The organism is Agromyces sp. Leaf222, from assembly GCF_001421565.1.
In the GTDB taxonomy this organism is placed as follows: domain Bacteria; phylum Actinomycetota; class Actinomycetes; order Actinomycetales; family Microbacteriaceae; genus Agromyces.
The window spans coordinates 186421-210223 of sequence record NZ_LMKQ01000003.1; the positions used below are offsets into that span (position 1 = coordinate 186421).

At 71.1% G+C, this 23803-nt stretch carries 22 protein-coding genes; 7 read left to right on the plus strand and 15 right to left on the minus strand.

Features of this window, described 5'->3' with window-relative positions; genetic code table 11:
* Nucleotides 1-29: 29 nt before the first annotated feature.
* Nucleotides 30-4253, minus strand: coding sequence for an HYR domain-containing protein (locus ASE68_RS18275; RefSeq protein WP_055862914.1), 4224 nt, complete (start codon nucleotides 4251-4253; stop codon nucleotides 30-32).
* A 180-nt stretch (nucleotides 4254-4433) separates the two neighbouring features.
* Between ASE68_RS18275 and cofD the strand changes: the two genes are divergently transcribed.
* The 3 genes from cofD to ASE68_RS18290 are packed head-to-tail and all read left to right on the plus strand — an operon-like array spanning nucleotide 4434 to nucleotide 6591.
* Nucleotides 4434-5501, plus strand: coding sequence for a 2-phospho-L-lactate transferase (cofD, locus tag ASE68_RS18280; RefSeq protein WP_055862916.1), 1068 nt, complete (start codon nucleotides 4434-4436; stop codon nucleotides 5499-5501).
* A gap of 50 nt (nucleotides 5502-5551) precedes the next feature.
* The gene (locus tag ASE68_RS18285) at nucleotides 5552-6025 is read left to right on the plus strand and encodes a hypothetical protein (RefSeq protein ID WP_055862917.1); all 474 of its coding nucleotides are present in this window, start codon (nucleotides 5552-5554) and stop codon (nucleotides 6023-6025) included.
* 5 nt (nucleotides 6026-6030) lie between these two features.
* On the plus strand, nucleotides 6031-6591 hold the full coding sequence (locus ASE68_RS18290) for a GNAT family N-acetyltransferase (RefSeq protein WP_255353526.1): 561 nt from the start codon (nucleotides 6031-6033) through the stop codon (nucleotides 6589-6591).
* A 173-nt stretch (nucleotides 6592-6764) separates the two neighbouring features.
* On the opposite strand, the gene ASE68_RS18295 is transcribed toward ASE68_RS18290, so the two are convergent.
* Genes ASE68_RS18295 through ASE68_RS18315 form a run of 5 tightly spaced genes read right to left on the minus strand, consistent with a single transcriptional unit; the run spans nucleotide 6765 to nucleotide 11201 of the window.
* Nucleotides 6765-7112 carry a hypothetical protein gene (locus tag ASE68_RS18295; RefSeq protein WP_055862921.1) on the minus strand — a complete coding sequence of 116 codons (348 nt, stop codon included), beginning with the start codon at nucleotides 7110-7112 and terminating at the stop codon, nucleotides 6765-6767.
* Nucleotides 7112-7954 carry a hypothetical protein gene (locus ASE68_RS18300; protein WP_055862923.1) on the minus strand — a complete coding sequence of 281 codons (843 nt, stop codon included), beginning with the start codon at nucleotides 7952-7954 and terminating at the stop codon, nucleotides 7112-7114. The genes ASE68_RS18295 and ASE68_RS18300 overlap by 1 nt, the downstream gene beginning before the upstream one ends.
* A gap of 44 nt (nucleotides 7955-7998) precedes the next feature.
* Nucleotides 7999-8862 carry an amidohydrolase family protein gene (locus tag ASE68_RS18305; protein WP_055862924.1) on the minus strand — a complete coding sequence of 288 codons (864 nt, stop codon included), beginning with the start codon at nucleotides 8860-8862 and terminating at the stop codon, nucleotides 7999-8001.
* A complete protein-coding gene (locus ASE68_RS18310; protein WP_055862926.1) occupies nucleotides 8859-10151 on the minus strand; it encodes a CaiB/BaiF CoA-transferase family protein in 1293 nt (430 codons plus the stop codon). Before ASE68_RS18310 ends, ASE68_RS18305 begins: the two co-directional genes overlap by 4 nt.
* A 45-nt stretch (nucleotides 10152-10196) precedes the next feature.
* On the minus strand, nucleotides 10197-11201 hold the full coding sequence (locus ASE68_RS18315; RefSeq protein ID WP_055862928.1) for an alcohol dehydrogenase catalytic domain-containing protein: 1005 nt from the start codon (nucleotides 11199-11201) through the stop codon (nucleotides 10197-10199).
* 300 nt (nucleotides 11202-11501) lie between these two features.
* On the opposite strand from ASE68_RS18315, the gene ASE68_RS18320 reads away from it, so the two are divergent.
* A complete protein-coding gene (locus ASE68_RS18320; RefSeq protein WP_055862931.1) occupies nucleotides 11502-12593 on the plus strand; it encodes an ABC transporter substrate-binding protein in 1092 nt (363 codons plus the stop codon).
* 213 nt (nucleotides 12594-12806) lie between these two features.
* Here ASE68_RS18320 and ASE68_RS20620 read toward each other — a convergent pair whose 3' ends face one another.
* The 8 genes from ASE68_RS20620 to ASE68_RS18355 form a co-directional block, all read right to left on the minus strand.
* On the minus strand, nucleotides 12807-12950 hold the full coding sequence (locus tag ASE68_RS20620; protein ID WP_199471814.1) for a hypothetical protein: 144 nt from the start codon (nucleotides 12948-12950) through the stop codon (nucleotides 12807-12809).
* A 204-nt stretch (nucleotides 12951-13154) separates the two neighbouring features.
* On the minus strand, nucleotides 13155-13568 hold the full coding sequence (locus ASE68_RS18325; protein WP_055862932.1) for a RidA family protein: 414 nt from the start codon (nucleotides 13566-13568) through the stop codon (nucleotides 13155-13157).
* Nucleotides 13569-13576: 8 nt separating this feature from the next.
* Nucleotides 13577-14413: an ABC transporter permease gene (locus ASE68_RS18330; RefSeq protein ID WP_055862934.1), complete on the minus strand. Its 837-nt coding sequence runs from the start codon at nucleotides 14411-14413 to the stop codon at nucleotides 13577-13579.
* The gene (locus tag ASE68_RS18335; protein ID WP_055862936.1) at nucleotides 14410-15246 is read right to left on the minus strand and encodes an ABC transporter permease; all 837 of its coding nucleotides are present in this window, start codon (nucleotides 15244-15246) and stop codon (nucleotides 14410-14412) included. Before ASE68_RS18335 ends, ASE68_RS18330 begins: the two co-directional genes overlap by 4 nt.
* Nucleotides 15243-16082, minus strand: a complete 840-nt coding sequence (locus ASE68_RS18340) for an ABC transporter ATP-binding protein (RefSeq protein ID WP_055863058.1) — start codon at nucleotides 16080-16082, stop codon at nucleotides 15243-15245. The genes ASE68_RS18335 and ASE68_RS18340 overlap by 4 nt, the downstream gene beginning before the upstream one ends.
* Before the next feature lie 77 nt (nucleotides 16083-16159).
* On the minus strand, nucleotides 16160-17158 hold the full coding sequence (locus ASE68_RS18345) for an LLM class flavin-dependent oxidoreductase (RefSeq protein WP_055862938.1): 999 nt from the start codon (nucleotides 17156-17158) through the stop codon (nucleotides 16160-16162).
* A 2-nt stretch (nucleotides 17159-17160) separates the two neighbouring features.
* The gene (locus ASE68_RS18350; protein ID WP_082462492.1) at nucleotides 17161-18573 is read right to left on the minus strand and encodes a dihydroorotase family protein; all 1413 of its coding nucleotides are present in this window, start codon (nucleotides 18571-18573) and stop codon (nucleotides 17161-17163) included.
* Complete coding sequence (locus ASE68_RS18355) at nucleotides 18570-19535, minus strand: alpha/beta hydrolase (protein ID WP_055862940.1); 966 nt, start codon at nucleotides 19533-19535, stop codon at nucleotides 18570-18572. The genes ASE68_RS18350 and ASE68_RS18355 overlap by 4 nt, the downstream gene beginning before the upstream one ends.
* 224 nt (nucleotides 19536-19759) lie before the next feature.
* Between ASE68_RS18355 and ASE68_RS18360 the strand changes: the two genes are divergently transcribed.
* Genes ASE68_RS18360 through ASE68_RS18370 form a run of 3 tightly spaced genes read left to right on the plus strand, consistent with a single transcriptional unit; the run spans nucleotide 19760 to nucleotide 22736 of the window.
* Nucleotides 19760-20785, plus strand: a complete 1026-nt coding sequence (locus ASE68_RS18360; RefSeq protein WP_055862941.1) for a putative F420-0 ABC transporter substrate-binding protein — start codon at nucleotides 19760-19762, stop codon at nucleotides 20783-20785.
* A complete protein-coding gene (locus ASE68_RS18365) occupies nucleotides 20785-21897 on the plus strand; it encodes a putative F420-0 ABC transporter permease subunit (protein ID WP_082462493.1) in 1113 nt (370 codons plus the stop codon). The genes ASE68_RS18360 and ASE68_RS18365 overlap by 1 nt, the downstream gene beginning before the upstream one ends.
* Nucleotides 21894-22736 (plus strand): ABC transporter ATP-binding protein, encoded by an 843-nt coding sequence (locus tag ASE68_RS18370; protein ID WP_055862943.1) that lies wholly within the window; start codon nucleotides 21894-21896, stop codon nucleotides 22734-22736. Before ASE68_RS18365 ends, ASE68_RS18370 begins: the two co-directional genes overlap by 4 nt.
* Nucleotides 22737-22776: 40 nt before the next feature.
* On the opposite strand, the gene ASE68_RS18375 is transcribed toward ASE68_RS18370, so the two are convergent.
* Nucleotides 22777-23694 carry an NAD(P)-dependent oxidoreductase gene (locus ASE68_RS18375; RefSeq protein ID WP_055862946.1) on the minus strand — a complete coding sequence of 306 codons (918 nt, stop codon included), beginning with the start codon at nucleotides 23692-23694 and terminating at the stop codon, nucleotides 22777-22779.
* Between the last annotated feature and the right edge of the window lie 109 nt (nucleotides 23695-23803).

The window sequence follows — 23803 nt, forward strand, 5'->3', positions numbered from 1 at the left end:
CGGGCTCCCGGGCTCCGGCTTTCAGGTCGTCAGTCGCGAGCGGATGTCGCGGGCCGCCGCCTGCGGATCCGCAGCGCCGCGGCACCGGCGAGCAGCAGCGCGAGCCCGACGAGCAGCGTCGGCGTCGACTCGACGCCGGTCGAGGCCATGCCGGTCGGCGTTCCGCCCGTCGAGCCACCGCCGGTCGAGCCGCCACCCGGAGGCGTTCCCGGATCCGTCGGACCGCCGGTCGGCGGGGGCTCCTCGCCCTCGTCGACCGTGATCGTGAACGAGTCCGAGACGACCGCGAAGAGCACGATCTCCTCGGCGGGAGCGGAGTCGGTCGCCGTGCACGTCACGGTCGTGACCCCGATCGGGAAGAAGTCCCCGGAGTCCGCGTCGCAGGCGACGTCGACGGGGGCGACGCCGCCGGTGGTCGTGGGCGGGTCGAAGTCCACGTTGTCGCCGGTCTCGCCGAACGGCACCTCGACGACGATGTCGTCGGGCACCGTGATCGTCAGCGGATCGGGCGACACGACCACCTGGAACGTGACCTCGTTGTCTTCGGAGGTCGAGGCCTCGCTCGGGTTGGACGCCGCATCCGTCGCGGCTCCGGCGACGACGTCGGCGATCGAGAGACCATCAGCCGACATGCCCGACACCTCGACCGTGTAGCTCGCGCCCGCACCCGATACGACCGCCGTCGTCGGGTTCGCCGACCCGCTCAACACGACGTCCGCATTCGTGAACCCGGTCACGGGCTCACTGAACTCGACCTCGAACACGATCGGCGACGCACCCGTCGGATCGGCCTGGGCTGCGCCCTGCTCGATCGTCACCGTCGGCGCCGTGACGTCACCCTCGTCGTACTGGAACGTCACCTCGTTGTCGACCGACGTCGACGCCTCGGACAGGTTGCCCGCCAGATCCTCGGCCGCACCCGCCACGACCTCCGCAATCACGAGACCGTCAGCCGACATGCCCGACACCTCGACCGTGTAGTTCGCGGCCGTTCCGGACACCACCGCCGTCGTCGGGTTCGCCGAACCGCTCAAGACGACATCGGCCGGACCGAACCCGCTCACGGGCTCGCTGAATACGACCTCGAAGACGATCGGCGACGTCCCCGTCGGGTCGGCCTGCGCCGCGCCCTGCTCGATGGTCACCGTCGGTGCCACCTCGTCGACGCCCGCGAACGTGACCTCATTGTCGACCGAGGTCGACGCCTCCGAAAGGTTGCCGGCCGCGTCCTCAGCGGCCGCCGCGACGACCTCGGCGACGACCAGCCCGTTCGCACTCATGCCCGACACCTCGACCGTGTACGACGCTCCCGTACCGGACACAGCGGCGGTCGTCGGGTTCGCCGAACCTGAGAGCACCACATCCGTATTCGTGAACCCGGTCACCGGCTCGCTGAACTCGACCTCGAAGACGATCGGCGACGCACCCGTCGGGTCGGCCTGGGCGACTCCCTGCTCGATCGTCACCGTCGGCGCCGTGACGTCACCCTCGTCGTACTGGAACGTCACCTCGTTGTCGACCGACGTCGACGCCTCCGACAGGTTGCCCGCAGCGTCCTCAGCGGCCGCAACGACGACCTCGGCGACGACCAGCCCGTTCGCACTCATGCCCGAGACCTCGACCGTGTACGACGCCCCGGCGCCCGACAGGACCGCCGTCGTCGGATTCGCCGAACCGCTCAACACGACATCCGTGTTCTCGAACCCGGTCACCGGCTCACTGAACTCCACCTCGAACACGATCGGCGACGTCCCCGTCGGGTCGACCTGGGCAGCGCCCTGCTCGATCGTCACCGTCGGCGCCACCTCGTCGACACCCGAGAACGTCACCTCGTTGTCTTCGGACGTCGACGCCTCGGAGAGGTTGCCCGCGGCATCCTCGGCGGCTGCCGCGACGACCTCGGCGACGACCAACCCGTTCGCACTCATGCCCGACACCTCGACCGTGTACGACGAACCAGCGCCCGACACGACCGCCGTCGTCGGGTTCGCCGAACCGGAGAGCACGACATCCGTGTTCTCGAACCCGGTCACCGGCTCGCTGAACTCCACCTCGAACACGATCGGCGACGTGCTCGTCGGATCCGCCTGCGCGGCTCCCTGCTCGATCGTCACCGTCGGCGCCACCTCGTCGACACCCGAGAACGTCACCTCGTTGTCTTCGGATGTCGATGCCTCGGAGAGGTTGCCCGCCGCATCCTCGGCCGCTGCCGCGACGACATCCGCGACGACCAGCCCGTTCGCGCTCATGCCCGACACTTCAACCGTGTACGAGGCTCCTGCACCCGACAGGACCGCCGTCGTCGGATTCGCCGAACCGCTCAGCACGACATCCGTGTTCTCGAGCCCGGTCACCGGCTCACTGAACTCCACCTCGAACACGATCGGCGAGGTCCCGGTCGGGTCGGCCTGGGCAGCGCCCTGCTCGATCGTCACCGTCGGCGGGGTCGTGTCGGTCGGCACTTCGTCGTCGAGAATCGTGACCAGCGCCGTCGGGTCGGTGATCGTCACGTCGTACCCGGGCGGGTCGGCCGGGAACCCGTCGATCGAGACGGTGTACGTCTCCCCCGGATCGAGGTCGCCGTCCTGCAGCGCATCGACGGGGATGTCGATCGACGCGGCATCCTCCGGCACGGCGAAGGTCTGCGCGGCGATGGGCGAGAAGTCGGCGGCGCTCGTGGGCGGCACCGCGGACGTCGAGATCGTCACGTCGAAGGCCGGGTGCGTCGTCGGCGACACCACGAGCGGCACCGTCGTCGCGCCACCCTCGGGCACCGAGACATCCGTCGGCAGCGACACCTCGATGGTCTCGCCCTCGCCGACCTCGACGACGACCTTCTCGGTGGTCGGGAAGTCGTTCGTGTCGAGGTCGAAGCCGAAGAACGGCACCTGGATGCCGTAGGGCGGGTCGCCGAGGTACTGCAGCGGCAGGCCGTTGTTGCCGAGGTCGGAGACCAGGAACCGCACGGTGCAGGTCGTGTCGGTGAGCCCCGTCGCCTGGAACTCGACCTGGTCGAGGGCGTAGTTGAGGCTGTCGATCGCGTTCAGCCCGCTCACGACCCCGGCGAACGCGCTGTGCGGGTCGCTCGGGTTGCCGGTCGCGAACGGCAGGTTCTTCACCTCGTCGGGCAGCGCCGCCATCGCGGCGTCGATCAGCGCCGTCTTGTTCGTCTGGTACTCGGCGTACTCGGGGTCGGCCGGGTCGGGCTCGAGTCCGAGGTCGAGCGCGTCCTCGAACAGCTGCTCAAGATCGTCGGAGATCGTGAACGGCGACGCGGGCATCGCGAAGGTGCCGCAGTCGGCCCACGCGATGAGCAGCCACTCGTCGCCCGGCCCGTCGATGGTGTCGTTGTCGTCCTGCTCGTCGTTGTCCTCGTCGAGGACGTTCCAGTCCTCCTCATCGGGCTGACCGATGTCGTCGCCGGCGTCGCCGAGGAACCCCGTGCCGCCCGACGGCACCTGGAACACCTCGTCGGGCACCTCGACCTCGGGGAACTCGTTGATCTTCTGCACCCGGATCTCGACCTCCATCGAGGCGGTGCCGATCGCGGGGTCGCCGGCGGCGAGCGTCACGTCGAGCGTCTCGGGATTCGAGCCGTTGTAGTAATACGGGTCGTCCTCGGTGCCGTCGTCATCCTCGTCGGGGTCGGGCAGGTAGACGAGCGTCGCGAGCGCGGCGTTCACCTGGGCGGTCGTGCCGATGAGCGCAACGGCCGGGGCCGGCAGGTCGCTCAGCTCGTCCTTGTCGCGCTCGAGCGCGCCGTCGGCGAACTTCAGCACGTCGAACGGGCTGTCGCCGTCGTCCTCCTGGGTCGGCAGCGGGTCGAACGTCAGCGTGCCGTGCGAGACCGAGAGCTGCACCGCGGTGCATCCGCCCTGGTTCCAGTCGGGCGCCGCCAGCGCGCATCCGACCTCACCCGACTCGACCTCGATCGTGCGCACGTCCTGTGAGATGAGGTCGGTCTCGCCATCGAAGGGCAGGTCGCCCTCGGGGATGATCGTCGGGAATCCGTCAGGAATACTCACCGGCAGCGACCCGGCCGGCGCCATGTAGAGGCGCGTCGGCGGCTCGACGAACGAGGGCGGCGCGGCATTCGCGGGCGCGGCGAGCGGGAAGACGATGAGCGCGGCGGTCGCGAGCGCGGCGAGCACGGTTCGCACGGGCGTGAGCGAGCGGATGCCGCGGCGCGGCGCTCCTGCGCCACGCTCGAGGCGCGACCGGCTCGCCTGGTGCCCTGGGACGCGTTCGGACATCCCGACCTCCTGTGGTCTGGCGCGGGGAACTCATCCCGAGACAAGCAGTCGAGCCCTGGAGCGTCAAGAGCATTCCTCACGTTCTGCGCGATCGGGTGCAGCCAGTTCGGGGGACATGGAGTGGCTGTCGGTGCGCACCGTGCGGGCGGCGCGACTCCGGCCGCCGCTTAGGCTTGCCGAGTGCGGATCACAGTGCTCGCGGGCGGCGTCGGAGGGTCGCGCTTCGTGCGCGGCGTGCGTGAGGAATGCGCGAGGCGGTGGCCCGACCCTTCGACAGGCTCAGGACGGCGCGGCGAAGGCGGCACCGTGGCATCCGTCACCGTGATCGTGAACACCGGCGACGACATCTGGCTCTCTGGCGTGCGCCTCATGCCCGACTTCGACTCGCTGCTCTACTCGCTCGCGGGCGTCAACGACACCGAGCGCGGCTGGGGTCGCGCCGGCGAGACCGAGCGCGTCTCGGCCGAGCTGCGCGAGTGGGGCGTCGGCTGGCCGTGGTTCACGCTCGGCGACCTCGACCTCGGCACCCACCTCGCCCGCACCGCATGGCTCCGCGACGGGCTCACCCCCTCGCAGGTCGGCGAGCGCCTGCAGCGGCGATGGCCGCTCGGCGTGCGGCTCATCCCGGCGACCGACACCGAGGTCGACACGCACGTGCTCGTGGCCGACCCCGAGGCATCCGGTTCCGAGGACGGCTCCGGCTCCGGCTCCGGCACCGGCGAGCGCGAGATGCACTTCCAGGAGTGGTGGACGAGGTACCGCGCGACGCTGCCCGCGCTCGCCTTCCGGCAGCGCAACCTCGCCGAGGCCCGCCCGGCGCCCGGCGTCGTCGAGGCGATCGCCGACGCCGACCTCGTGCTCATCGCCCCGTCGAACCCGGTGGTCTCGATCGGCACGATCCTCGCCGTTCCGGGCATGCGCGAGGCGCTCGCAGCGACCGCGGCTCCCGTGGTCGGCGTCTCCCCGATCATCGGCGGCAAGGTCGTGCGCGGCATGGCCGACGCCTGCCTGCCCGCGATCGGCGTCGAGACGAGCGCCGAGGCGGTCGGCCGGCACTACGGATTCCGGCGCGACGGCGGCCTGCTCGACGCATGGCTCGTCGACGAGACGGATGCCGCGGCCGCGGCGGCACTGTCGGCCGAGGGCCTGCTCGCGGCATCCGCCCCGCTCTGGATGCACGACCTCGATCGCTCGGCCGACCTCGCCGGTGCGGCGATCGACCTCGGCACCACCGCCCGGAGCGCCTGAGCACATCAGCGCCCGAGCGCCCGAGCCCCTGAGCGCGTAGCGTTGCGCGCATGGCGTACTTCTCCGAAACCCGCCACGACCTGCTCGACGGGGTCGCCCGGGAGTTCCTGCACCTGACCCCCCGCGGTCGACGACTCGTCGCGATCGAGGGAGCCGACTCCGAGCGGGCCGCGCGGTTCGCCGACGACCTCGCGGGCGCCCTCGAAGCGCAGGGCCAGGTCGTGGCGCGGCGGTCGCTCGGCGACGTCGACGAGGCGACGCTGCGCGCCGAGACGATCGAGCCGTTCCGCGCGGGCACGCTCGACGGGGCGAGCGACCCCGACACCGTGCTCGTGGTCGACGGCCGCCGCCTGCTCAACGAGAAGGTCCGCGGCATCTGGCACTTCACCGTCTGGGTGCTCGCGGGCGAGGAGCTGCCGCACGCGGGCGTCAACGTCATCGTCGACGCGACCCTTGACTCGACGCCGAAACGCTTCTTCTACGACTACTGCGCGCTGCCGCCGAGCGTGGGGGAACTCCGCTGATCGGGATCCGGCCCGAGCGCTCGACGGATGCCGCGGCCGTCGCAGCACTGCACCTCGCCGCGTTCGGCGCGCACGGAGACGTCGTGAACGCGATGGTGCGGGATCTGCGGCCGACGATCGCCGAACTCGGCGGCTGCTCGTTCGTGGCAGTGGACGGCGACGGCGACGGCGACGGCGACGGCGACGGCCGGGTCGTCGGTCACGTCATGATCACGATGAGCCTGCTCGACGCACCCGACCGTCTGATGCCGGCGCCGGTGCTGAGCCCGCTCGCCGTCGAACGCGACCGGCAGGGCGCGGGCATCGGCTCCACGCTCGTGCGCCGCGCGCTCGAGCATGCGGAGGCAGCCGGCTCGCCGTTCGTGTTCCTCGAGGGCGACCCGGCCTACTACTCGCGCCTCGGGTTCGTCGCGGCAGGCGGGCTCGGATTCCGCAGGCCGTCGCTGCGCATCCCCGAGGCCGCGTTCCAGGTGCATCCGCTCGGCTCGTACGACGCCTCGATGACGGGCACGCTCGTCTACGCGTGGCCGTTCTGGGCGCACGACGCGGTCGGCCTGCGCGACTGAACCGGGGTGCAGAGCGCCCGTCCGCGGCATCCGCCCGACGAGCCGTACTGAAGACGGCCCAGAGGGGTGTTCCCCTCTGGATCCCGGTGCCGAAGTGCCGGAGTGCCGGAGTGCCGGAGTGCCCGAGTGCCCGAGTGCCGCCGAGTCCAACGTCGAGACCCTCGCAGCGACGCTCAGGGGATGTAGTCGACCACGCCGTGCGGGGCGACCGCGGCGCGGTACCGCTCGACGAGCTCGCGCCACCCCGACTCCAGCGTGAACTCGTGGGCGTGCACCGCCTCGGTGAAGTGCCATAGCAGGTACGGATGCGCGCCGAGCAGGTACAGGGCCTCGAAGTCGCGCGCGGCGAAGGCGGCCCGTTCCTCGTCGGTGAGCACGCGGTCGTCGGTCGCCCCCTCGGGGCCGCCGCCCTCGGCGAGCCAGCGGTCGACGTAGGCGGCCGGGTCGGCGACGTACTCGGCGACGAGCGCGTCGGAGAGCTCGACGAAGCGCATGAACTTGTCGACCATGTATCGGGTCATCAGCGGGTCTCCCACAGGAAGAAGGGACTCGACGCGAACCGCGACTCGGTCACGTCGGCGAAGTCGGCGGGCCGGCCGCCCATCGCGGCGAGCGCGGCGACGGCGTTGAGGTACTGGTAGGTCATGCAGCCGGCGTCGAGCAGTCGGTCGAAGTCGCTGCAGACGGCGATCGCGCCGTCGAGGTCGCCGTCGCGCATCCACGCGGCCGCTGCCCGGTCGAAGTCGGGGTCTGGCGAACCCGCGAAGGTGCGCGGGCCGCCGACGTCGTTCGCCATGTGGCCCGAGGTGAGCAGGGCGACCCGGGCATCCGAGTCCCACCCCGCGACCGCCGAGCGCACGTGCTCGCCGAGTGCGATGAACCGGCGCACCGACGGCACCGGCGGCATCGAGGCGTTCGTGTGGATCGGCACGACCGGCACGTCGAGCTCGGGCCGCACGTACTGCAGCGGGATCACGAAGCTGTGGTCGAGCCGCCACTCGAGGCTCACCGAGAAGTCGATCGCCTCTGGCTGCACCCGGCGACCGGTGATCTCGTCGGCGAGTTCGCGATGGCCCTCGAGCTCGACGTAGTCCATGCCGAACGTGCGCACCTCGTTCTCCCAGGTGCCGTGGTACGACTCGGCCTTGCCGACGACGAACGCCGGCGAGTGGTCGTACGAGAACTGCCGCAGGTGGTCGGTGCCGATGACGACGACCACGTCGACGTCGTGCTCGGCGAACGACCGCCGGAACCGCGCGAAGTTCGCGGCGACCCCGGCGAGGTCGTCGGGCATCGGGTCGCGCATCGCGCGCCAGAGCAGCGGGTTGTGCGGCGTGGCCGCCGCGAGCACGAGCTCGGCCATCGGGTTCCGTTTCTCGAGGGTCTGGGTTCAGGAGGGCGGCGGGCTCAGAGCCCGAACAGGGTGCGGGCGTTGTCGAGCAGGATCTTCTGTCGCGACTCGGGCTTGAGGCCCAGTTCGTCGAACTCGGTCATCCAGCGGTCGGCGGTCATGACGGGCCAGTCCGAGCCGAAGAGCACCCGGTCGCTGATGAGCGAGTCGGCGTAGCGCACGACCTCGGGCGGCAGGTACTTCGGCGCCCAGCCGGACAGGTCGAGGTAGACATTGGACTTGTGCCAGACCATGGCGAGGTTCTCGAGGTGCCAGGGCCAGGCCGGATGCGCGCTGATGATCTTCAGCTCGGGGAACTCGGCGGCGACGTCGTCGATGTACGGCACGGGGCGGGCGTTCTCGAGACGGTAGCCGCCACCGCCCGGGGTGCCGGCGCCGGCACCGGGGAAGCCCGAGTGGAACATCACGACGAGCCCGAGCTCGGCGCACGTCTCCCAGATCGGGAAGAAGCGCCGGTCGTTCGCGAGGAACTTCTGCCGAGACGGGTTCAGCTCGCCGACGCCCCTGATGCCGTACTCGGCGTGCATGCGTCGGATCTCGGCGACCGCTGCCTCGCCCTTCCACGGGTCGATGCCCGCGAACGCGAGGAACACGTCGGGGTGGTCGGCCTGCGCCTTGCCGAGCAGGTCGTTCGGTGCGCCCTTGATGCCCGAGGTGGTCTCGGAGTCCGAGTTCACGATGACCGCCATCATGCGGCGGTCGCGGTACTGGTCGGCCTGCTCGGCGAAGCTGACCACCGGCCGCTCCCGCCCGAAGTGCTTGGCCATCTGCTGGTGCCGCTGCCCCATCGCCGCGAGGAACTCCTCGGTCTGCGGGTGCGTGTGCACGTCGATGGCGACGAGGTCGTCGATGCCGCTCATGCGCTGGCTCCTTCGATGGTGGGGGCGGATGTCACGGCGGATGTCCCGGCGGATGTCCCGGCGACGCCGGATGTCGCAGCGGCGGCGGTCGTCGCGGCGGGGCCGCCGAGCACCGTGCCGTTGTCGGCGCCGAGGCGCGGCGCCGCGCGCAGCACGGGTCGCCCGCTGCGGTGGAACCGGGTGCTCGGCGCGGGGACGCGCAGCGGTTCGCCGTCCGGTCCGGCGATCTCCTCGACGAGGCCCATCGAGGCGACCTGCGGGTCGTCGAGGAGGTCGGCCACGGTGTTCAGCGGCCCGTGCGGGATGTCCGCAGCCGCGAGCCGGTCGAGCCAGTGCTGCCGCGGCATCCGCTCGGTGATCGCCTTGAGCTCGACGTCGAGCTCGTCGTAGTTGCGCACGCGCGCCTCGCGGGTGGCGAACCGGGGGTCGGATGCCAGTTCGGGACGCTCGAGCACCGCGACGAGGCCCGTCCAGAACTTCTCGGGCACCGACATGTGGATGACGAACGCGCGCCCATCGGACCCGACGCAGGCGTACGCCTGGGCGCGGCGCGGCCGGGAGTCGGGGCCCGCCACCTGCCCGGTCTCGAGGTAGGTCGAGGCCGCCTCGGTGAGGAAGTCGATGAGCGACCCGACCATCGACACCTCGAGGTGCTCGCCCTCGGCGACCTCGCCGGCCTCGCCGACCGCGCCCGACCCGCCGCGGGCGCTGCGCGCGTGCAGCGCCGCGAGCACCGCCTGCGACGCGGACATGCCCGAGAGCAGGTCGGAGAACGCCGGGCCGAGCGGGCGCAGGGTCTCGGCAGGCACGACCTGGCTGTACATCGCGCCGACGGCCGAGATCACCGTGTCGTACGCCGGGCGCTTCGCATACGGCCCCTCGGCGCCGAAGCCCGTGATCGAGCAGGTGATGAGGGCGGGGTTGAGCTCGTGCAGCACCTCGGGCCCGAACCCGAGGCGAGCGGCGACGCCCGGGCGGAAGTTCTCGATGAGCACGTCGGCCGTGCGGGCGAGCTCGAGCAGCTCGGCGAGCCCGTCGGGCGACTTGAGGTCGAGCGTGACGGCGCGCTTGCCACGGTTGTACGCGGCGAACTGCGGACTCATCGTGCCGCTGCCCTCCCAGCGCCGCATCGGATCGCCGTCGGGCGATTCGACCTTCACGACGTCGGCGCCGAGGTCGGCGAGGAGCTTCGCGGCGTACGGACCCGAGATGTACTGGCCGAGCTCGATGACGCGGATGCCGGCGAGCGGGCCCGCCTCCTCGGCGGCGTCGCGGTGGGGCGTGTTCATCTGGTGCGGTCCTCTCGGAGGGTTCTGACGCGGTCGGGGCGGCGGTCACACCACATCGATGACCACCTTGCCCCTCGGCGAGGCACCGAAGCCGCGGTAGGCGCCCACGATGTCGTCGAGCGGATGCCGCGAGCCGATGATCGGCGCGATGGTGCCGTTCTGCACGTGTCGCAGCGCACGCCGCACGTGCTCGTAGTCGGCGCTCGCGACGCCGCGGAGCTGCTTGCGCTTGAGGTACAGGTCTCGGGCGTCGAGTTCGAGCCTGGCGTCGACGGAGGCGGAGCAGAAGACCGCGCGGCCTCCCCAGCCGAGCGCCGCGACCCCGGCGGCGATCGTGCCGCCGTGGCCGCTCACGTCGATCGCGACGTCGAACGCGTCGAGGTCGGCGAGTCGGCCTGCGAGCCTCGCGGCGTCGGGGGCGACGATCTGCTCGACCCCGTCGAGGCGGGGGAGTTCGGCACGCGAGGCGGCGACGACCGAGGCGCCCAGGTGCCGGGCGTAGGCGACGGCCGCATGGCCGAGCGTGCCGCCCGCGCCGGTCACGAGCACCCGGTCGGCGGCGGTGACGGCCGCGGCGTCGAACGCGTTGATGACGATCGGCAGGCTGTGCACGGTCGCGCTGGCCGTCGCGGCGTCGAGGTCGTGGCGGTCGAACGCGTTGCGTGAGGGCACGACGACGAACTCGGCGGCACCCCCGTCGCGGTGCACGCCGAGCACGGACTGCGCCGGGCAGTCCGCCTCGTGGCCCATCGCGCATCGCGCGCAGTCGCCGCACGGGATGTTCGGCTTGACGACGACGGCCTGGCCGAGTCGTCGCGCGTCGACGCCCTCGCCGAGCTCGACGATGATGCCGGCGGGGTCGAGTCCGAGCACGCGCGGCAGGCGGGCGGCACGGCCGGGACCGAGGCCGGCGATGACGTTGAGGTCGAGCTGGTTGAGGCTCACCGCCTCGACGGCGATGAGCACCTCGCCGGATCCGGGCACCGGGCGCGCGATGTCCCCGACGCGCAGGCCCTCGAGTCCACTGGCTTGCAGTTGCGCCGCTCGCATCCGCACCCCGTTCCCGTCTCGGTCACGAACTTCGATGTCGTGATTTCTGGATACCGTATCCAATCTGCAGCGACGTGTCCACCGATCCGCCGTCAGGCGGCGACATCCGACCTCACCCGGTGGCCGGTCGCCTCGTGCCGACGGATGCGCTTCGCAGCGCCGCAATCCAACCGTAACCATCGGCTTCACCCGGAATCATGGACACTTCGAGGGATTTTGGATACGGTATCCGTCAATTCGCACGAGGCCCCGTACTGTGCGGCCGGCCCCGTTCGAGACACCCGCTGAGAATGGAGAGTCATGCGCAGATCCATCCGCCGATACGGCCTCACCGCGGCAGCCGCCCTCGCAGCATTCACGCTGCTGGCAGGATGCGCCGCGAACCCCGGAGGCTCCGCCGACGCCGAACCGGTCACCCTCGCCGACGGCGAACCCGGGGCAGCGGAGGACACCGAGATCACGGTGGCCATCCCGTTCCCCGACATCACCATGTACTCGATGTACGTGCTCGCGACCGACCTCGGCTACTACGAGGAGGAGGGCCTCACCGTCGAGGTCATCACGGCCGACAACGTCACGGCCGCCGTCGCGAGCGGCAGCGCCGACATCGGCGTCGAGTCCACCGGCACGGTCATCGAGGCGATCCGCGGCGGCGTGGAGGTCGACCTGGTCGGCGGCCACTACTGCCGCCAGAACTTCGACTTCGCCGCCCAGAAGGGCATCACGAAGGTCGACGACCTCGAGGGCACGTCCATCGTGCTCGCCGGCACCCCGGGCGACCCCGCCGAGTTCCAGCGCAAGCTGGTGCTGAAGGAGGAGGGCTGGGACCTCGACACGGTGCAGACCGAGGTCGTCTACCCCGGGCCCGGCTCCGAGTCGTGGACCGAGTTCTTCGTGAACGACCGCATCTCGATGCAGCCGTTCTACGCCGACGACCTGCCCGCGCTCGAGGAGCACGGGGCGAACGTCATCGTCGAGTCGCTGCGCAACTGGGCGAACGACGTGCAGGTGGCCGGCAGCGGCTGGGTCGCCGAGAACCCGAACACGCTCGTGCGGTTCCTGCGCGCCACGCTCAAGGCGACCGACTACATGACGGCTCCGGCGCCCGGCGTGTTCCCCGAGAACGTCGACTCGGTGCTCGACATCTACGAGGCGAACGACTTCGACGTCGAGGTGCTCCGCGACAGCGAGAGCCCCTGGGTGCTCGACGGCCACCTCGCCTGCTCGAACCTCTACTTCGACACCGAGGCATGGGACACCACCATCGAGACGCAGTCGCTCGAGCCGGTCGAGTTCGACGAGTCGCAGCTCGTCTACCTCGAGAAGGCGCAGGAGCTGCTCGGCATCGACAACGCCGGACCCGAGACGCTGACCTACCCGGGCGCACCCTGATCGACCCTGAGCACCTGCTTCGCGGCACCTCCGCCTCGAAGCCGAAGAGCCCCCACCGGAGCGCATGCCGGCGGGGGCTCTTCGTCGCTTTCGAGCTTGCTGCGCATGCATGCATGCAGACGTCTCGATCGACGTTCCGACCGCACCGTTGGCCTGAATGCCGAGAGCCCCCGCCGAGCAGATGTCGGCAGGGGCTCCTCGTTCGTTCAGGGGCTACTTCTTGCGGTGCGTGGCCTCGGTGATGTCGCTGCCGGTCGAGCGGCCTGCGACCTTCGACTTCTTGTCGGCGCGCTTCTCCTTGAGGGTGCGCGTTGCCGCGGTTTTCGATGCGGACTTCTTGGGGGACTTGTCGGACATGATGCCGCCTCTGTTCGGGAGCTCGAACGGCCCCGTGCGCGCAACCCTACGCGGTCGCACCGCGCGCGCACGGTGTTCCCGGTGGGTTGGCAGGTCGGGTCGTTCACCCTGTCGCGGCGCAGGGAGCCGGTCCCCGTGTCGCGCATGACACGGGGACCGGCGGTCTCTGAGGCCGATCGGATGCCTCGGCTCGACCTTTCGGCGCTACCCGACCGGAGTCCGAGCGGGCAGCGCCGCGATCGCCTCGATCTCGAAGCGGTACTCGGGCGAGGCGAAGCCGGCGACCTGCACGAGCGTCGAGACCGGGAAGTCGCGCGTGAAGTGGCGCGCGCGGATCTCCCGCAGGTCCTCGCGCACGAGGTCGAACGCCTCGCCGATGAACACGTTCACCTTGACGACGTCGTCGGGTGCGGCATCCGCTGCCCTGAGCACCGCGACGAGGTTCTCGAAGGCGAGCTCGACCTGCTCGCGGGTCGTCGGCGGCATGGTGCCGTCGGGACGCATGCCGATGATGCCGCTCACGAACACGAGGTCGCCCGCCGGCACCCGGATCGCCTGGCTGAACGCCGCCGTCGGCGGGTAGACGCCCTCGGGAACGATGACCTGCTTGTGCACCATGCGCTCCCCTAGCTCCGGCCCATGATCTGGCGGTCGTCGTACCAGGGCGCGAGGCGCTTGCGCAGCACCGAGATGAGGGTGAGCGTCAGGTTGGCGATGATGACCATGACGATGACCATCGCGATCGCCTCGTCCATCTCGAACTGGTAGGCCGCGAACTCGAGCATGTGGCCGAGTCCTCCCGTGCCGCCGAGGAACTCGCCGAGCACCTCGCCCGTGAAGCCGAGCGCCGCGCCGCGCTGGATGCCGGCGAGGCTGTACGGCAGGGTCGCCGGCAGGATCACCTTCCAGCCGAGGGCCACGCCGTTCACGCCGTAGACGCGCGACGCGCTCACGAGCGACGCGGGCACCGTGACCGCGCCCTCCATGGTGTTCAGGATGATCGGGAACACGGCGAGCAGGAAGACCAGTGCGATCTTCGACTCGTTGCCGAGCCCGAGCACGAGGATGAACAGCGGTGCGAGCGCGACCTTCGGCGTCGAGTAGAGCAGCCAGAGGAACGGCGCCACCGTGAACCGCAGCACGGGCGACCAGCCGACCGCGAGGCCGACGGTCACGCCGACGACGACGGCGAGCACGAGCCCGATGAGCAGGTTCTGCATGCTGAACGCGAACGCCTGCCAGAACTCGGGGTCGACGAGCAGCTGCACGAACGCGGAGAACACCGCGGTGGGCGGCGGGAGGAACGCCTCGGGAACGAGGTGCAGCCACGAGACGGCAGCCTCCCAGATCAGCAGGATGCCGGCGATGACGGCGAGGAGCACCCACGTCCACCTGCTCGGTCCCGGCCGACGGCGGCGGGGCGCGGGGGCGTTCAGCGTCTCGATCGAGACCGTCGCGGTCATCGGCGTGCCTTCCTGGTCCAGGGGGCGACGCGACGCTCGATGAGGGTCACGATGCCGGTCATGCCGACGCTCCAGCAGACGACGACGCCGATCGCGGCGAACGCCTGGTCGGTCTGGTAGGTGTTCGCCGCCTTGATGATGAGGGCGCCCATGCCGCTCGAGGAGCCCGAGAGCTCGGCGACGACCATGCCGATGGTGGCGAGCACCACGGCCTGCCGCAGCCCGGCGAACAGGAACGGCACGGTCGAGGGCAGGAACACGCGCCGATAGAGGTCGAGCTGCGATCCGCCGTACACGCGCGCGGCCCGCAGCAGCGACGGGCTCGTCGTGCGCATGCCGGCCGCGATGTTCAGCATGATCGGGAAGAGCGCACTGATCACCACGAGGAAGATCACCGGACCGATGCCGAAGCCGAACCACGCCTTCGCGAGCGGCTGGTAGGCGATCGCGGGCGTCGCGTAGATCGTCCACGCGATCGGCCCGACGACCTTATCGACCGGCAGAGAGGCGCCCATGAGCAGGCCGACGGGGATGCCCACGATCACGGCGATCGTGAAGCCCGTGAGCCACGCCTGCGCCGAGACCGCGGCATTGGCCGCGAGCGAGCCGTTGGCGACGATCTCGCCGAACCCCTGCGCGATCGCGAGCGGCGGCGGGAAGAACACCGGGTTGATGAGCCCCCAATAGCCGACCACGAGCTGCCACAGCACCAGCACGATCAGCACCTCGACCGCGATCACCGCGGCCTTGCCGCCCGTCGAGAGGCCGGCGAGCCACGCGGCGAGCCCGCCACGACCCGTTCGCGGCCCGCCCGTGGCGAAGAGCACGCTCATGAGCCGCCCGCCACCGCGGCCTGCGTCGCCTCGGCCTGCAGGGCGTCCCACAGGTGATCGCGGAGCTCGAGGAAGCGCGGGTCGCTCTGCACGCTGCGCTCCGAGCGGGGCCTCGTCAACTTGGTCTCGATGACCTCCTTGATCGCGCCCGGATGGCTCTTGAACACGACGATGCGGTCGCCGAGCAGGATCGCCTCCTCGATCGAGTGCGTGATGAAGAGCACCGTCTTGCCCGTCTTGGCGATGAGCTTCTCGATCTCGTCGCGCATCACCTCGCGGGTGAGCGCGTCGACCGCGCCGAGCGGCTCGTCCATGAGCAGGATCCGCGGCTCGGCGACGATCGCGCGGGCGAGGCCGACGCGCTGCTGCATGCCGCCCGAGAGCTCCTTCGGGTACGAGTTCTCGAATCCCGAGAGGCCGACGAGCTCGATCGCCTCCTGCACGCGGTCGCGCCATCCGTCGCCCTTGAGCCGCTTCTGCATCTCGAGGCCGAACTTCACGTTGTCGAAGACCGTGCGCCACGGCAGCAGCGCGTAGTCCTGGAAGACGACCGCCCGGTCGGGGCCGGGGCCCGTCACGGGCCGGCCGTCGACCAGCACCTCGCCCGAGGTGGGTGCGACGAGACCGGCGACGACGTTCATCACCGTGGTCTTGCCGCACCCCGACGGGCCGAGCACGGTGACGAACTCGCCCTCGTGCACGTCGAGGTTCACGCCCTCGACGGCCGTGAGCGTTGCCCCGGTGCGCGCGACGTTGTAGCTCACGGTCAGGTTCCGCACCGAGATGAGCGGGGCGGATGCCGCGGGCTCGTCGTGTTCGGCGGTCGTCGTCGTCATCGTCATCGTCCTGCTCTCTCTCGGTCTCTCACGTTTCTCTCACGGAACCCCGCGCCGCGCACACCGGGGCGTCGACGTCAGCCGACGGGGACGGCCGCCTTCTCGCGGAGCTTCGGCAGCACCTCGGTGCCGAGGAGCTCGATCTGCTCGAAGAAGCGGTCGAACTTGAAGCGGAAGTCGAACACGAGGTGGTCGACTCCGGTCGCCTCGAACTTGCGGATCTCCTCGACGGCCTCGTCGGGGTTGCCGACGATGAGCTGGCCCTCGAGGTCCTCGACGGTCTCGAAGACGCCCGACGGCGGCTTGACCGCGAACTTCGCCTTGTTCGCCCAGGCGAGCAGGCCCGGCACGTTGACGTCCTTCAGCGCCTCGGCGCGGGTCTCCTCGATGGAGGTCGGCGGGATCACGCCGACGGTCGGCATCGGCCGGCCCGAGGCATCCGTCATCTCCCGCATGACGCCCATGCGCTTCTCGATCGACGCGAGCGAGATGCGGCCGGGCATCCAGCCGTCGGCGTACTCGGCGGCGAGGCGGGCCGAACGCGGCGTCGCGCCGCAGTACCAGAACGGCACGCGACCGCCGACGGGCTTCGGCTCGATCGTGACGTTCTCGAACGAGAAGATGCCGTCGTCGTAGGTGACGTCGTTCTCGGTGAAGACGCGCTTCAGGATCTCGGCGTTCGAGCGCACCATCTCGACGCGGTCCAGGTCGCCCCAGCCGATGGCGTCGAACTCGTGGTCGAAGGTGCCGGCGCCGAAGCCGAGGATCAGGCGCGGCCCGAGCAGCTGGGTCATGGTGCCGGCCATGAGGGCGGTCACGAGCGGGTGGCGGAACGGGATCAGCGATCCGGTGCCGAGCTCGATGCGGTCGGTGACGGCGCCGATCGCGGTGAGCGTCGTGAGCGCGTCGTAGAACGTGCGGTTCGGCTTCTCCATCTCGCCGTGCGGCTCGAAGACCAAGTGGTCGCGAACCCAGACGGAGTCGAAGCCGAGCTCCTCGGCGCGCTTTGAGCCCTCGAGGAGCTTCTCCTTGCTCGCCTCTTCGCCGAAGTGCGGCAGCAGCAGACCGAATTTCATGGTCACTTCCCTTCTGTTGCGGCCAGTTCGGCCGGTCGTGCGGCCGGAGCGGCCGCGAGCTTCCCGAATCCGGGCTCGCCGACGACGACGCCGTCGGCGTAGACCTCGTGGCCGCGCACGAGCGTGCGCTCGATGCGCGCGCTGATCGTGCGCCCGTTGTAGGGGGTCCAGCCGATCTTCGACAGCACGTCGTCGTCGGTGATGGTCCACTCGTGCGCCAGGTCGGCGATCACGATGTCGGCGTCGGCGCCGACCGCGAGCGTGCCCTTGACGCCGGCGAGGCCGAACTTGTCGGCCGGCACCTCGGCGACCATCTCGACGACGCGGTCGAGATCGAGCTCGCCCCGGTTCACGGCGTCGAGCATGAGCTCGTAGTAGTACTGGATGCCGGGGGTGCCGGTGTGGGCGCTCCACATCTCGGTCCAGCCGATCTCCTTCTCCTCGCGCGTGTGCGGCGCGTGGTCGGAGCTCGCGACGTCGATGGTGCCGTCGCGCATGCCCTCCCAGATGGCGGCGCGGTTGTCATCGGGCACCCAGTAGCTGAGCGCGTACGGGCCGAGGGTCTCGACGTCGTTCCACGTCGAGAGGAACGGCGCCCAGTGGTTCACCTCGCACGTCACGTCGATGCCCGAGGCCTTCGCACGGCGCACGGCCTCGATCGAACGGCGGGTCTGGATGTGCGCGATGTGCACGGGGCATCCGGATGCCTCGGCCAGGCGCAGCACGACGTCGATGGCCGTGTCCCAGATGACGCCCTCGCGCGCGGCGTAGGCGGACGCGTAGCCCTGCGGCGTGTTGTCGCCGCGGGCGAGCACCTCGCCCTCGATGTAGTCCATGAGCGCCTGGTCGTGCGGGTGCACGATGAAGCGCTTGCCGGTGGTCGCGATGCGATCCATGATCTGCAGCAGATGGCCGTGGTCGTGGATGCCGGTCCCCGCCGGGTGCGGGTAGGTGCGGCCCGTGTCGACGACCATGTAGATCTTGAAGGCGTTGATGCCCATCGCCGCCATCGGCTCGATCTCGTCGAACTTCGTCGGCGCCGGGTTGTGGTTCCAGTCCACGATCGACGACGAGGCGTAGCGCTCGAACACGTCGGTGAGGCTCGCGACGTCGACGGTCGGCGGCTTCAGGTTGGGCATGCCGAAGATCGTCGTCACGCCGCCGGCCGCGGCCTGGCGGGTCGTCGTGAGGATGTCGTCCTTGTGCTCGTAGCCGGGTTCGCGGGTGTGCACGTGCACGTCGACCATGCCGGGCAGCACGAGGCGGCCGGATGCGTCGATGGTGCGATCCGCGTCGACGGCGACGTCGCGCGCGACCACGCCCGCGACCTTGCCGTCGTGCACGAGCAGGTCGCCGGCGACGGGTCCGCTCGGGGTGACGACGGTGCCGCCCGTGATTCTGAGGTCGATGCTCACTGTCCTGCCTCCATGCGTGGTGCCTCCAGGTGTTCGATGGCCTCGCCCGACTGCGGCGAGAGCGTGGTGCGGATGTCGACGTCGCTCGGCTGCACGTGGCGGTCGAGCCAGTCGACGATGCGCGGGGTGGTCTGCTCCCAGTAGCGGTCGTAGGCCGCGTAGTGGGTGGTGTGCCGCTGCATGATGAGCTGCTTCGGCCCCTTGGCCGCGGCGTAGAGCGCTTCGGCGTGGTCGGTGGGCGTGGTCGCGTCGCCCTCGACGCCGATCACCAGGAGCGGGGTCGTCAGCCGCGCGGCGGCGTCGATCGGGCGGTAGGCGAGGATCTCCTCGGCGCACGAGAGCGGGATCGCGCTCGGGATGCGGTCGTCGACGTCGGCCTTGATCGTGGTCGCGCGGCGCTCGGGCGTGGGCACCATGATCTCCTCGCGCGGGTGCACGAGCCGGCCGGCGCCCGTCGTGACGCGGAGTCGACGGTCCTCGTCAAGGCTCGCGAGGAAGGCGAGCCACTCGTGCTCCTGGCGCATGCGGTGCAGCCAGTCGGTGCCGTCGGCGACCGGCACCTGGCTGACGGCGGCGCGCACGCGCGGGTCGGCGTCGGCGAGGAGCACGGCGTTGCCGCCGCCCGTGCCGCCGGTGCCGAAGACGCCGATCGCGTCGGCGACGACGTCGTCGCGCGTGGTCAGGTAGGTGACCGCGTTCACGAGGTCCTGCAGTTGGCGAGCAGGCGAGAGGATGCCTCGGTCGCCCTCGGAGTCGCCGAAGCCGCGGTAGTCGAAGATGAGCACCGCGAACCCGGCGGCGACGAGCGCCTCGTGGTACCGCACGTAGAGCTTGGCGTCCTTGAGGCCGAGCCAGCCGGGACCCTGCACGATCGCGCGGTACGGGCCGGGCGTCTCGGGCGTTCGCCAGATCGCGGCGAGGCGGTCGCCGGAGCTGTAGAACTCGACGTTCGTGGTCTTCATGTGGTGCGGGTCCTCTCGGATCTCGTCGCTGCGATGCGGCGGAACGGCAGTGCATGGTCATCATTGCGTATTCTGGATCCAGAATCCAGTATTGATTCCGAATTACCGGGCGCCGTAGGATGAACCCGACCGCCGATCCGCCTTGATCGGTTGTGATGGCCCGGGATTGGGCCGTGAGTCCTCGACAACTGTCGAAGTCCGCACCGAACCGTCCCGGAGGAACCATGCCCATTTCCCGCCGTCACCGCCCTGCCCTCGCGATCCCGGCCGCCGTGCTCGCGATCCCCGCCGCTGCCCTGCTGCTCGCCGGCTGCGCGAGCCCCACCGCCGCCTCGACCGGCGGCGCAGACCCCTCGGCCGAGGCCGCAGCCGCCGGCTACCCGGTCACGATCGACAACTGCGGCACCGAGGTCACCCTCGAGTCCGCCCCCGAGCGCGTGCTCACCGTCAAGTCCTCGACCCTCGAGCTCATGCTCGCGCTCGGCCTCGCCGACCGCGTGATCGGCTCGGCGTTCAGCGACGGCCCCGTGCCCGACGACCTCGGCGACGCGGCATCCGGCATCGAGGTCGTCTCCGACAAGGTGCCCTCGCAGGAGGCGACGCTCGCGCTCGAGCCCGATCTCGTGTTCGCCGGCTGGGAGTCGAACCTCTCGGCCGAGGGAGCCGGCGAGCGCGACGCCCTCGCGAAGCTCGGCGTGAACAGCTACGTCGCCCCCGCCGCGTGCAAGGCCGAGGGCTACATGCCCGACCCGCTCACCTTCGACGAGGTCTTCCGCGAGTTCGGCGAGGCCGGCGACGTCTTCGGGGTTCCGGATGCCGCGGCCGACCTCGTCGCCGAGCAGCAGGCCGAGCTCGACGCGATCGAGCCGAACGACGACGGGCTCACCGCCCTCTGGTACAGCTCGGGCGACGACACGCCCTACGTCGGAGCCGGCATCGGCGCCCCGCAGATGATCATGGGCGCCGCCGGCCTCGACAACATCGCGAAGGACGTGCACGACACCTGGACCTCGATGAGCTGGGAGGCGATCGTCGACGCGAACCCCGACGTCATCGTGCTCGTCGACGCCGCGTGGAACACCGCCGACCAGAAGATCGCGCAGCTCGAGGCGAACCCGGCGACCGCCGCCCTGCCCGCCGTGCAGGAGCAGCGCTACGTCGTGCTCGACTTCCCGTCGACCGAGGCCGGCGTGCGCAACGTCGGCGCCGTGGCCTCGACGGTCGAGCAGCTCGGAGCCCTGGGGTACTGATGACCGCCCCCTCGAGAACAGGCGCCGCCGGGGTCTCCGCCCCGGAGGCAGGCGCGTCTTCGGCGCGCCGTCCGCCCGCGCCTGTTCTCGGACGGGCCCTCGCCTGGGGCCTGCTGCTCGCGGCGCTGCTCGCGGCATCCGTCGTCATCGCCGTCACGATCGGCCCGGCGCCCATCGCGCCGTCCGACGTGTTCGCGAGCGTCGCAGCGCACCTGGGGTTCGGCGAGCCGACGCTCTCGCCGATCCGCGACGGCATCGTGTGGGAGCTGCGGATGCCGCGCGTGATCACGGCGGCCGTGGTCGGCGCGGGACTCGCGCTCTGCGGCGCCGTGATGCAGGCCGTCACCCGCAACACCCTCGCCGACCCGTACCTGCTCGGACTCTCGTCGGGCGCCTCGGTCGGCGCGGTCGTCGTGATCGTGCTCGGCGTGGGGCTGCTGCTCCCGCTCGCCGCCTTCGCCGGTGCGCTCGCGGCCCTGGTCGCGACGCTCGGACTTGCCATGGCCGCCTCCGCGCGGTCGGGCCGCGGCGCCAGGCTCGACCCCACCACGACCGTGCTCGCCGGCATCGCGGTGTCGAGTGTGTTCGGGGCGATCACGAGCCTCGTCATCTTCTGGAGCGCGACGGGCGACAGCTACCGCGAGATCCTCAACTGGCTGCTCGGCTCGCTCGCGGGCACCGACTGGACCTCCGTCGCGATCAGCGGCGTCGCGCTCGTCGTCGTCGGCGTGCCGCTCATCGCGAGCGCCCGCACGCTCGACGCGTTCGCCCTCGGCGAGGCCGGCGCGGCCGCGCTCGGCGTGCACGTCGCCCGCTCACGCGTCCTGCTGCTCGGCGGCACGGCGCTGCTCACCGGTGCGCTCGTCGCGGTGAGCGGGTCGATCGGCTTCGTCGGACTCGTGCTCCCGCATGCCGTGCGGCTCGTGACCGGGCCGGGTCACCGCGCGCTGCTGCCGCTCTCGGCCCTCGCCGGGGCCATCTTCCTCGTCTGGGCCGACACCGCCGCCCGCACCCTGTTCGACCCTCGCGAGCTGCCGGTCGGCATCATCACCGCACTGATCGGCGGGCCGGTCTTCGCCTGGCTGCTGCTTCGCGCGAGGAGCACGGCATGAGCCTCGACCTGTCGCGCGTTCGCTTCGATCGCGCCGGACGCACGATCATCGACGGCGTCGACGCGACGCTCCCCCGCGGCGCGCTGACGGCGCTCATCGGGCCGAACGGCGCCGGCAAGTCGACGCTGCTGCACCTCATCGCGGCGATCGAGCGCGCCGACGAGGGCGAACTGCGACTCGACGGTCGGCCGCTCGACGGCATGCGGCGTCGCGAACGCGCCAGGATCGTGGCGCTGGCCGAGCAGCAGGCCGAAGTCGACGGACGGCTGACCGTCGAGGCATCCGTCGCCCTCGGGCGCACCCCGCATCTCGGCGTGTTCGGCGTCGCCGGCCCCCACGACCGCGCGATCATCGACGGCGCACTCGCCGCGGTCGGCGCCGCGGAGTTCGCCGACCGACCCCTCGACTCGCTCTCGGGCGGCGAACGGCAACGCGTGACCCTCGCCCGGGCGATCGCGCAGGAGCCGACCCTGCTGCTCGCGGACGAGCCGACGAACCACCTCGACCTCGGCTCCCAGTTCGTCGCCCTCGACCTGCTCGCGGGGCTCGCGCGCGGCGGGCTCACCGTCGTCGCCGCCCTGCACGACCTCTCGCACGCCGCCGCCTACGCCGACCACGTCGTCGTGCTCACCGCCGGACGGGTCGTCGCGGCCGGGCCGCCCGCCGAGGTGCTCACCTCCGAGCTCGTGCACGACGTCTACGGGGTGCGGGCGGAGGTCGTCACGCACCCGCTCACGGGTCGCCCGCTGATCGCGGTCGCGAGCCCGGCGACGTCGGCGGTTCCAGGACCCGTGGCGGCCTCGGCGCCCCTCGGCGGCTCGCCGACGCCCACGGCGTAGCAGCCGACCGATCGCGGGTGGCGTCGGCGCGGCGATCGGGTCAGGCCGAAGGGTCGAACCCCGGTATCGTGCCGTCGGCGGGCGGGTACTTCGCCACGAGGCTCGCGTCCTTGCCCGCGTACCCCTCCGAGGCGAGTCGACGGAACTGCTCGAGCGCCAACTCGGCGGCCGGGATGTGCAGCGCGGATGCCTCGCCCGCCGCGACCGCGAACGAGAGGTCCTTCTCGGCGAGCGCCGCTGAGAACGTCGCGTCGAAGTTGCGGTTCGCGGGACTCGTCTCCACGACGCCTGGGGCCGGATACCAGGTGCGGAGCGGCCAGGAGTCGCCCGACGAGGCGGCCGCGACCTCATGGAACCTCGCGGCATCGAGTCCGAGCGAGGCCGCGAGCGCGGCCGCCTCCGCGACGCCGAGCAGCGAGACGAAGAGCATGAGGTTGTTGGCGAGCTTCGCCGCGATGCCGAGCGTCGGCCCGCCGAGGTCGAAGACGTGCGCCGCCATGGGCTCCACGAGCCGGCGGGCCGCCGCCACGGCGTCGGGGTCGCCGCCGAGCATGAACGTGAGGGACCCGCGCTCGGCCCCGGCGATGCCGCCCGAGACCGGAGCATCGACGAACCGGAACGCATGGGCCGCCGACTCGGCGTGGCACCACCGCGAGGTCTCGACATCGACGGTCGACGTGTCGAGGAGCAGCGCGTCCGCCGGAGCGGTCGCCCACACACCGGCGGTCGCCGCGTAGACCTCGCGGACGTGCTCGTTGCGCGGCAGGGACGTGAAGACGGCGTCGACGCCCGCGACGGTCTCGGCGATGCTCTCGCACACGCGCACGCCGCGCTCGCCCGCGAGGATGCAGGCCGCGTCGTCGAGGTCGAATCCGCGCACCTCGTGCCCTGCCAGGGCCATGCGGGCCGACATGGGCCCGCCCATGTGCCCGAGTCCGATCCATCCGATGACGGCCATGGCCCCCTCCTCCGACGTCGTCGTCGTGCTGCCTCGCAGGCTCCACGCTACGCCGAGCCGAACCCCGTGATGTCGCACGAATCGTCGCCATCGGCTGACGATGCGAGCA

What these genes read in the sequence shown, in the direction of transcription:
- ASE68_RS18275 (WP_055862914.1), bottom strand. Translation starts at nt 4,253, where the DNA reads ATGTCCGAACGCGTCCCAGGGCACCAGGCGAGCCGGTCGCGCCTCGAG.
- ASE68_RS18285 (WP_055862917.1), top strand. Translation starts at nt 5,552, where the DNA reads ATGGCGTACTTCTCCGAAACCCGCCACGACCTGCTCGACGGGGTCGCC.
- ASE68_RS18295 (WP_055862921.1), bottom strand. Translation starts at nt 7,112, where the DNA reads ATGACCCGATACATGGTCGACAAGTTCATGCGCTTCGTCGAGCTCTCC.
- ASE68_RS18300 (WP_055862923.1), bottom strand. Translation starts at nt 7,954, where the DNA reads ATGGCCGAGCTCGTGCTCGCGGCGGCCACGCCGCACAACCCGCTGCTC.
- ASE68_RS18305 (WP_055862924.1), bottom strand. Translation starts at nt 8,862, where the DNA reads ATGAGCGGCATCGACGACCTCGTCGCCATCGACGTGCACACGCACCCG.
- ASE68_RS18310 (WP_055862926.1), bottom strand. Translation starts at nt 10,151, where the DNA reads ATGAACACGCCCCACCGCGACGCCGCCGAGGAGGCGGGCCCGCTCGCC.
- ASE68_RS18315 (WP_055862928.1), bottom strand. Translation starts at nt 11,201, where the DNA reads ATGCGAGCGGCGCAACTGCAAGCCAGTGGACTCGAGGGCCTGCGCGTC.
- ASE68_RS18320 (WP_055862931.1), top strand. Translation starts at nt 11,502, where the DNA reads ATGCGCAGATCCATCCGCCGATACGGCCTCACCGCGGCAGCCGCCCTC.
- ASE68_RS20620 (WP_199471814.1), bottom strand. Translation starts at nt 12,950, where the DNA reads ATGTCCGACAAGTCCCCCAAGAAGTCCGCATCGAAAACCGCGGCAACG.
- ASE68_RS18325 (WP_055862932.1), bottom strand. Translation starts at nt 13,568, where the DNA reads ATGGTGCACAAGCAGGTCATCGTTCCCGAGGGCGTCTACCCGCCGACG.
- ASE68_RS18330 (WP_055862934.1), bottom strand. Translation starts at nt 14,413, where the DNA reads ATGACCGCGACGGTCTCGATCGAGACGCTGAACGCCCCCGCGCCCCGC.
- ASE68_RS18335 (WP_055862936.1), bottom strand. Translation starts at nt 15,246, where the DNA reads ATGAGCGTGCTCTTCGCCACGGGCGGGCCGCGAACGGGTCGTGGCGGG.
- ASE68_RS18340 (WP_055863058.1), bottom strand. Translation starts at nt 16,082, where the DNA reads ATGACGACGACGACCGCCGAACACGACGAGCCCGCGGCATCCGCCCCG.
- ASE68_RS18345 (WP_055862938.1), bottom strand. Translation starts at nt 17,158, where the DNA reads ATGAAATTCGGTCTGCTGCTGCCGCACTTCGGCGAAGAGGCGAGCAAG.
- ASE68_RS18355 (WP_055862940.1), bottom strand. Translation starts at nt 19,535, where the DNA reads ATGAAGACCACGAACGTCGAGTTCTACAGCTCCGGCGACCGCCTCGCC.
- ASE68_RS18360 (WP_055862941.1), top strand. Translation starts at nt 19,760, where the DNA reads ATGCCCATTTCCCGCCGTCACCGCCCTGCCCTCGCGATCCCGGCCGCC.
- ASE68_RS18365 (WP_082462493.1), top strand. Translation starts at nt 20,785, where the DNA reads ATGACCGCCCCCTCGAGAACAGGCGCCGCCGGGGTCTCCGCCCCGGAG.
- ASE68_RS18370 (WP_055862943.1), top strand. Translation starts at nt 21,894, where the DNA reads ATGAGCCTCGACCTGTCGCGCGTTCGCTTCGATCGCGCCGGACGCACG.
- ASE68_RS18375 (WP_055862946.1), bottom strand. Translation starts at nt 23,694, where the DNA reads ATGGCCGTCATCGGATGGATCGGACTCGGGCACATGGGCGGGCCCATG.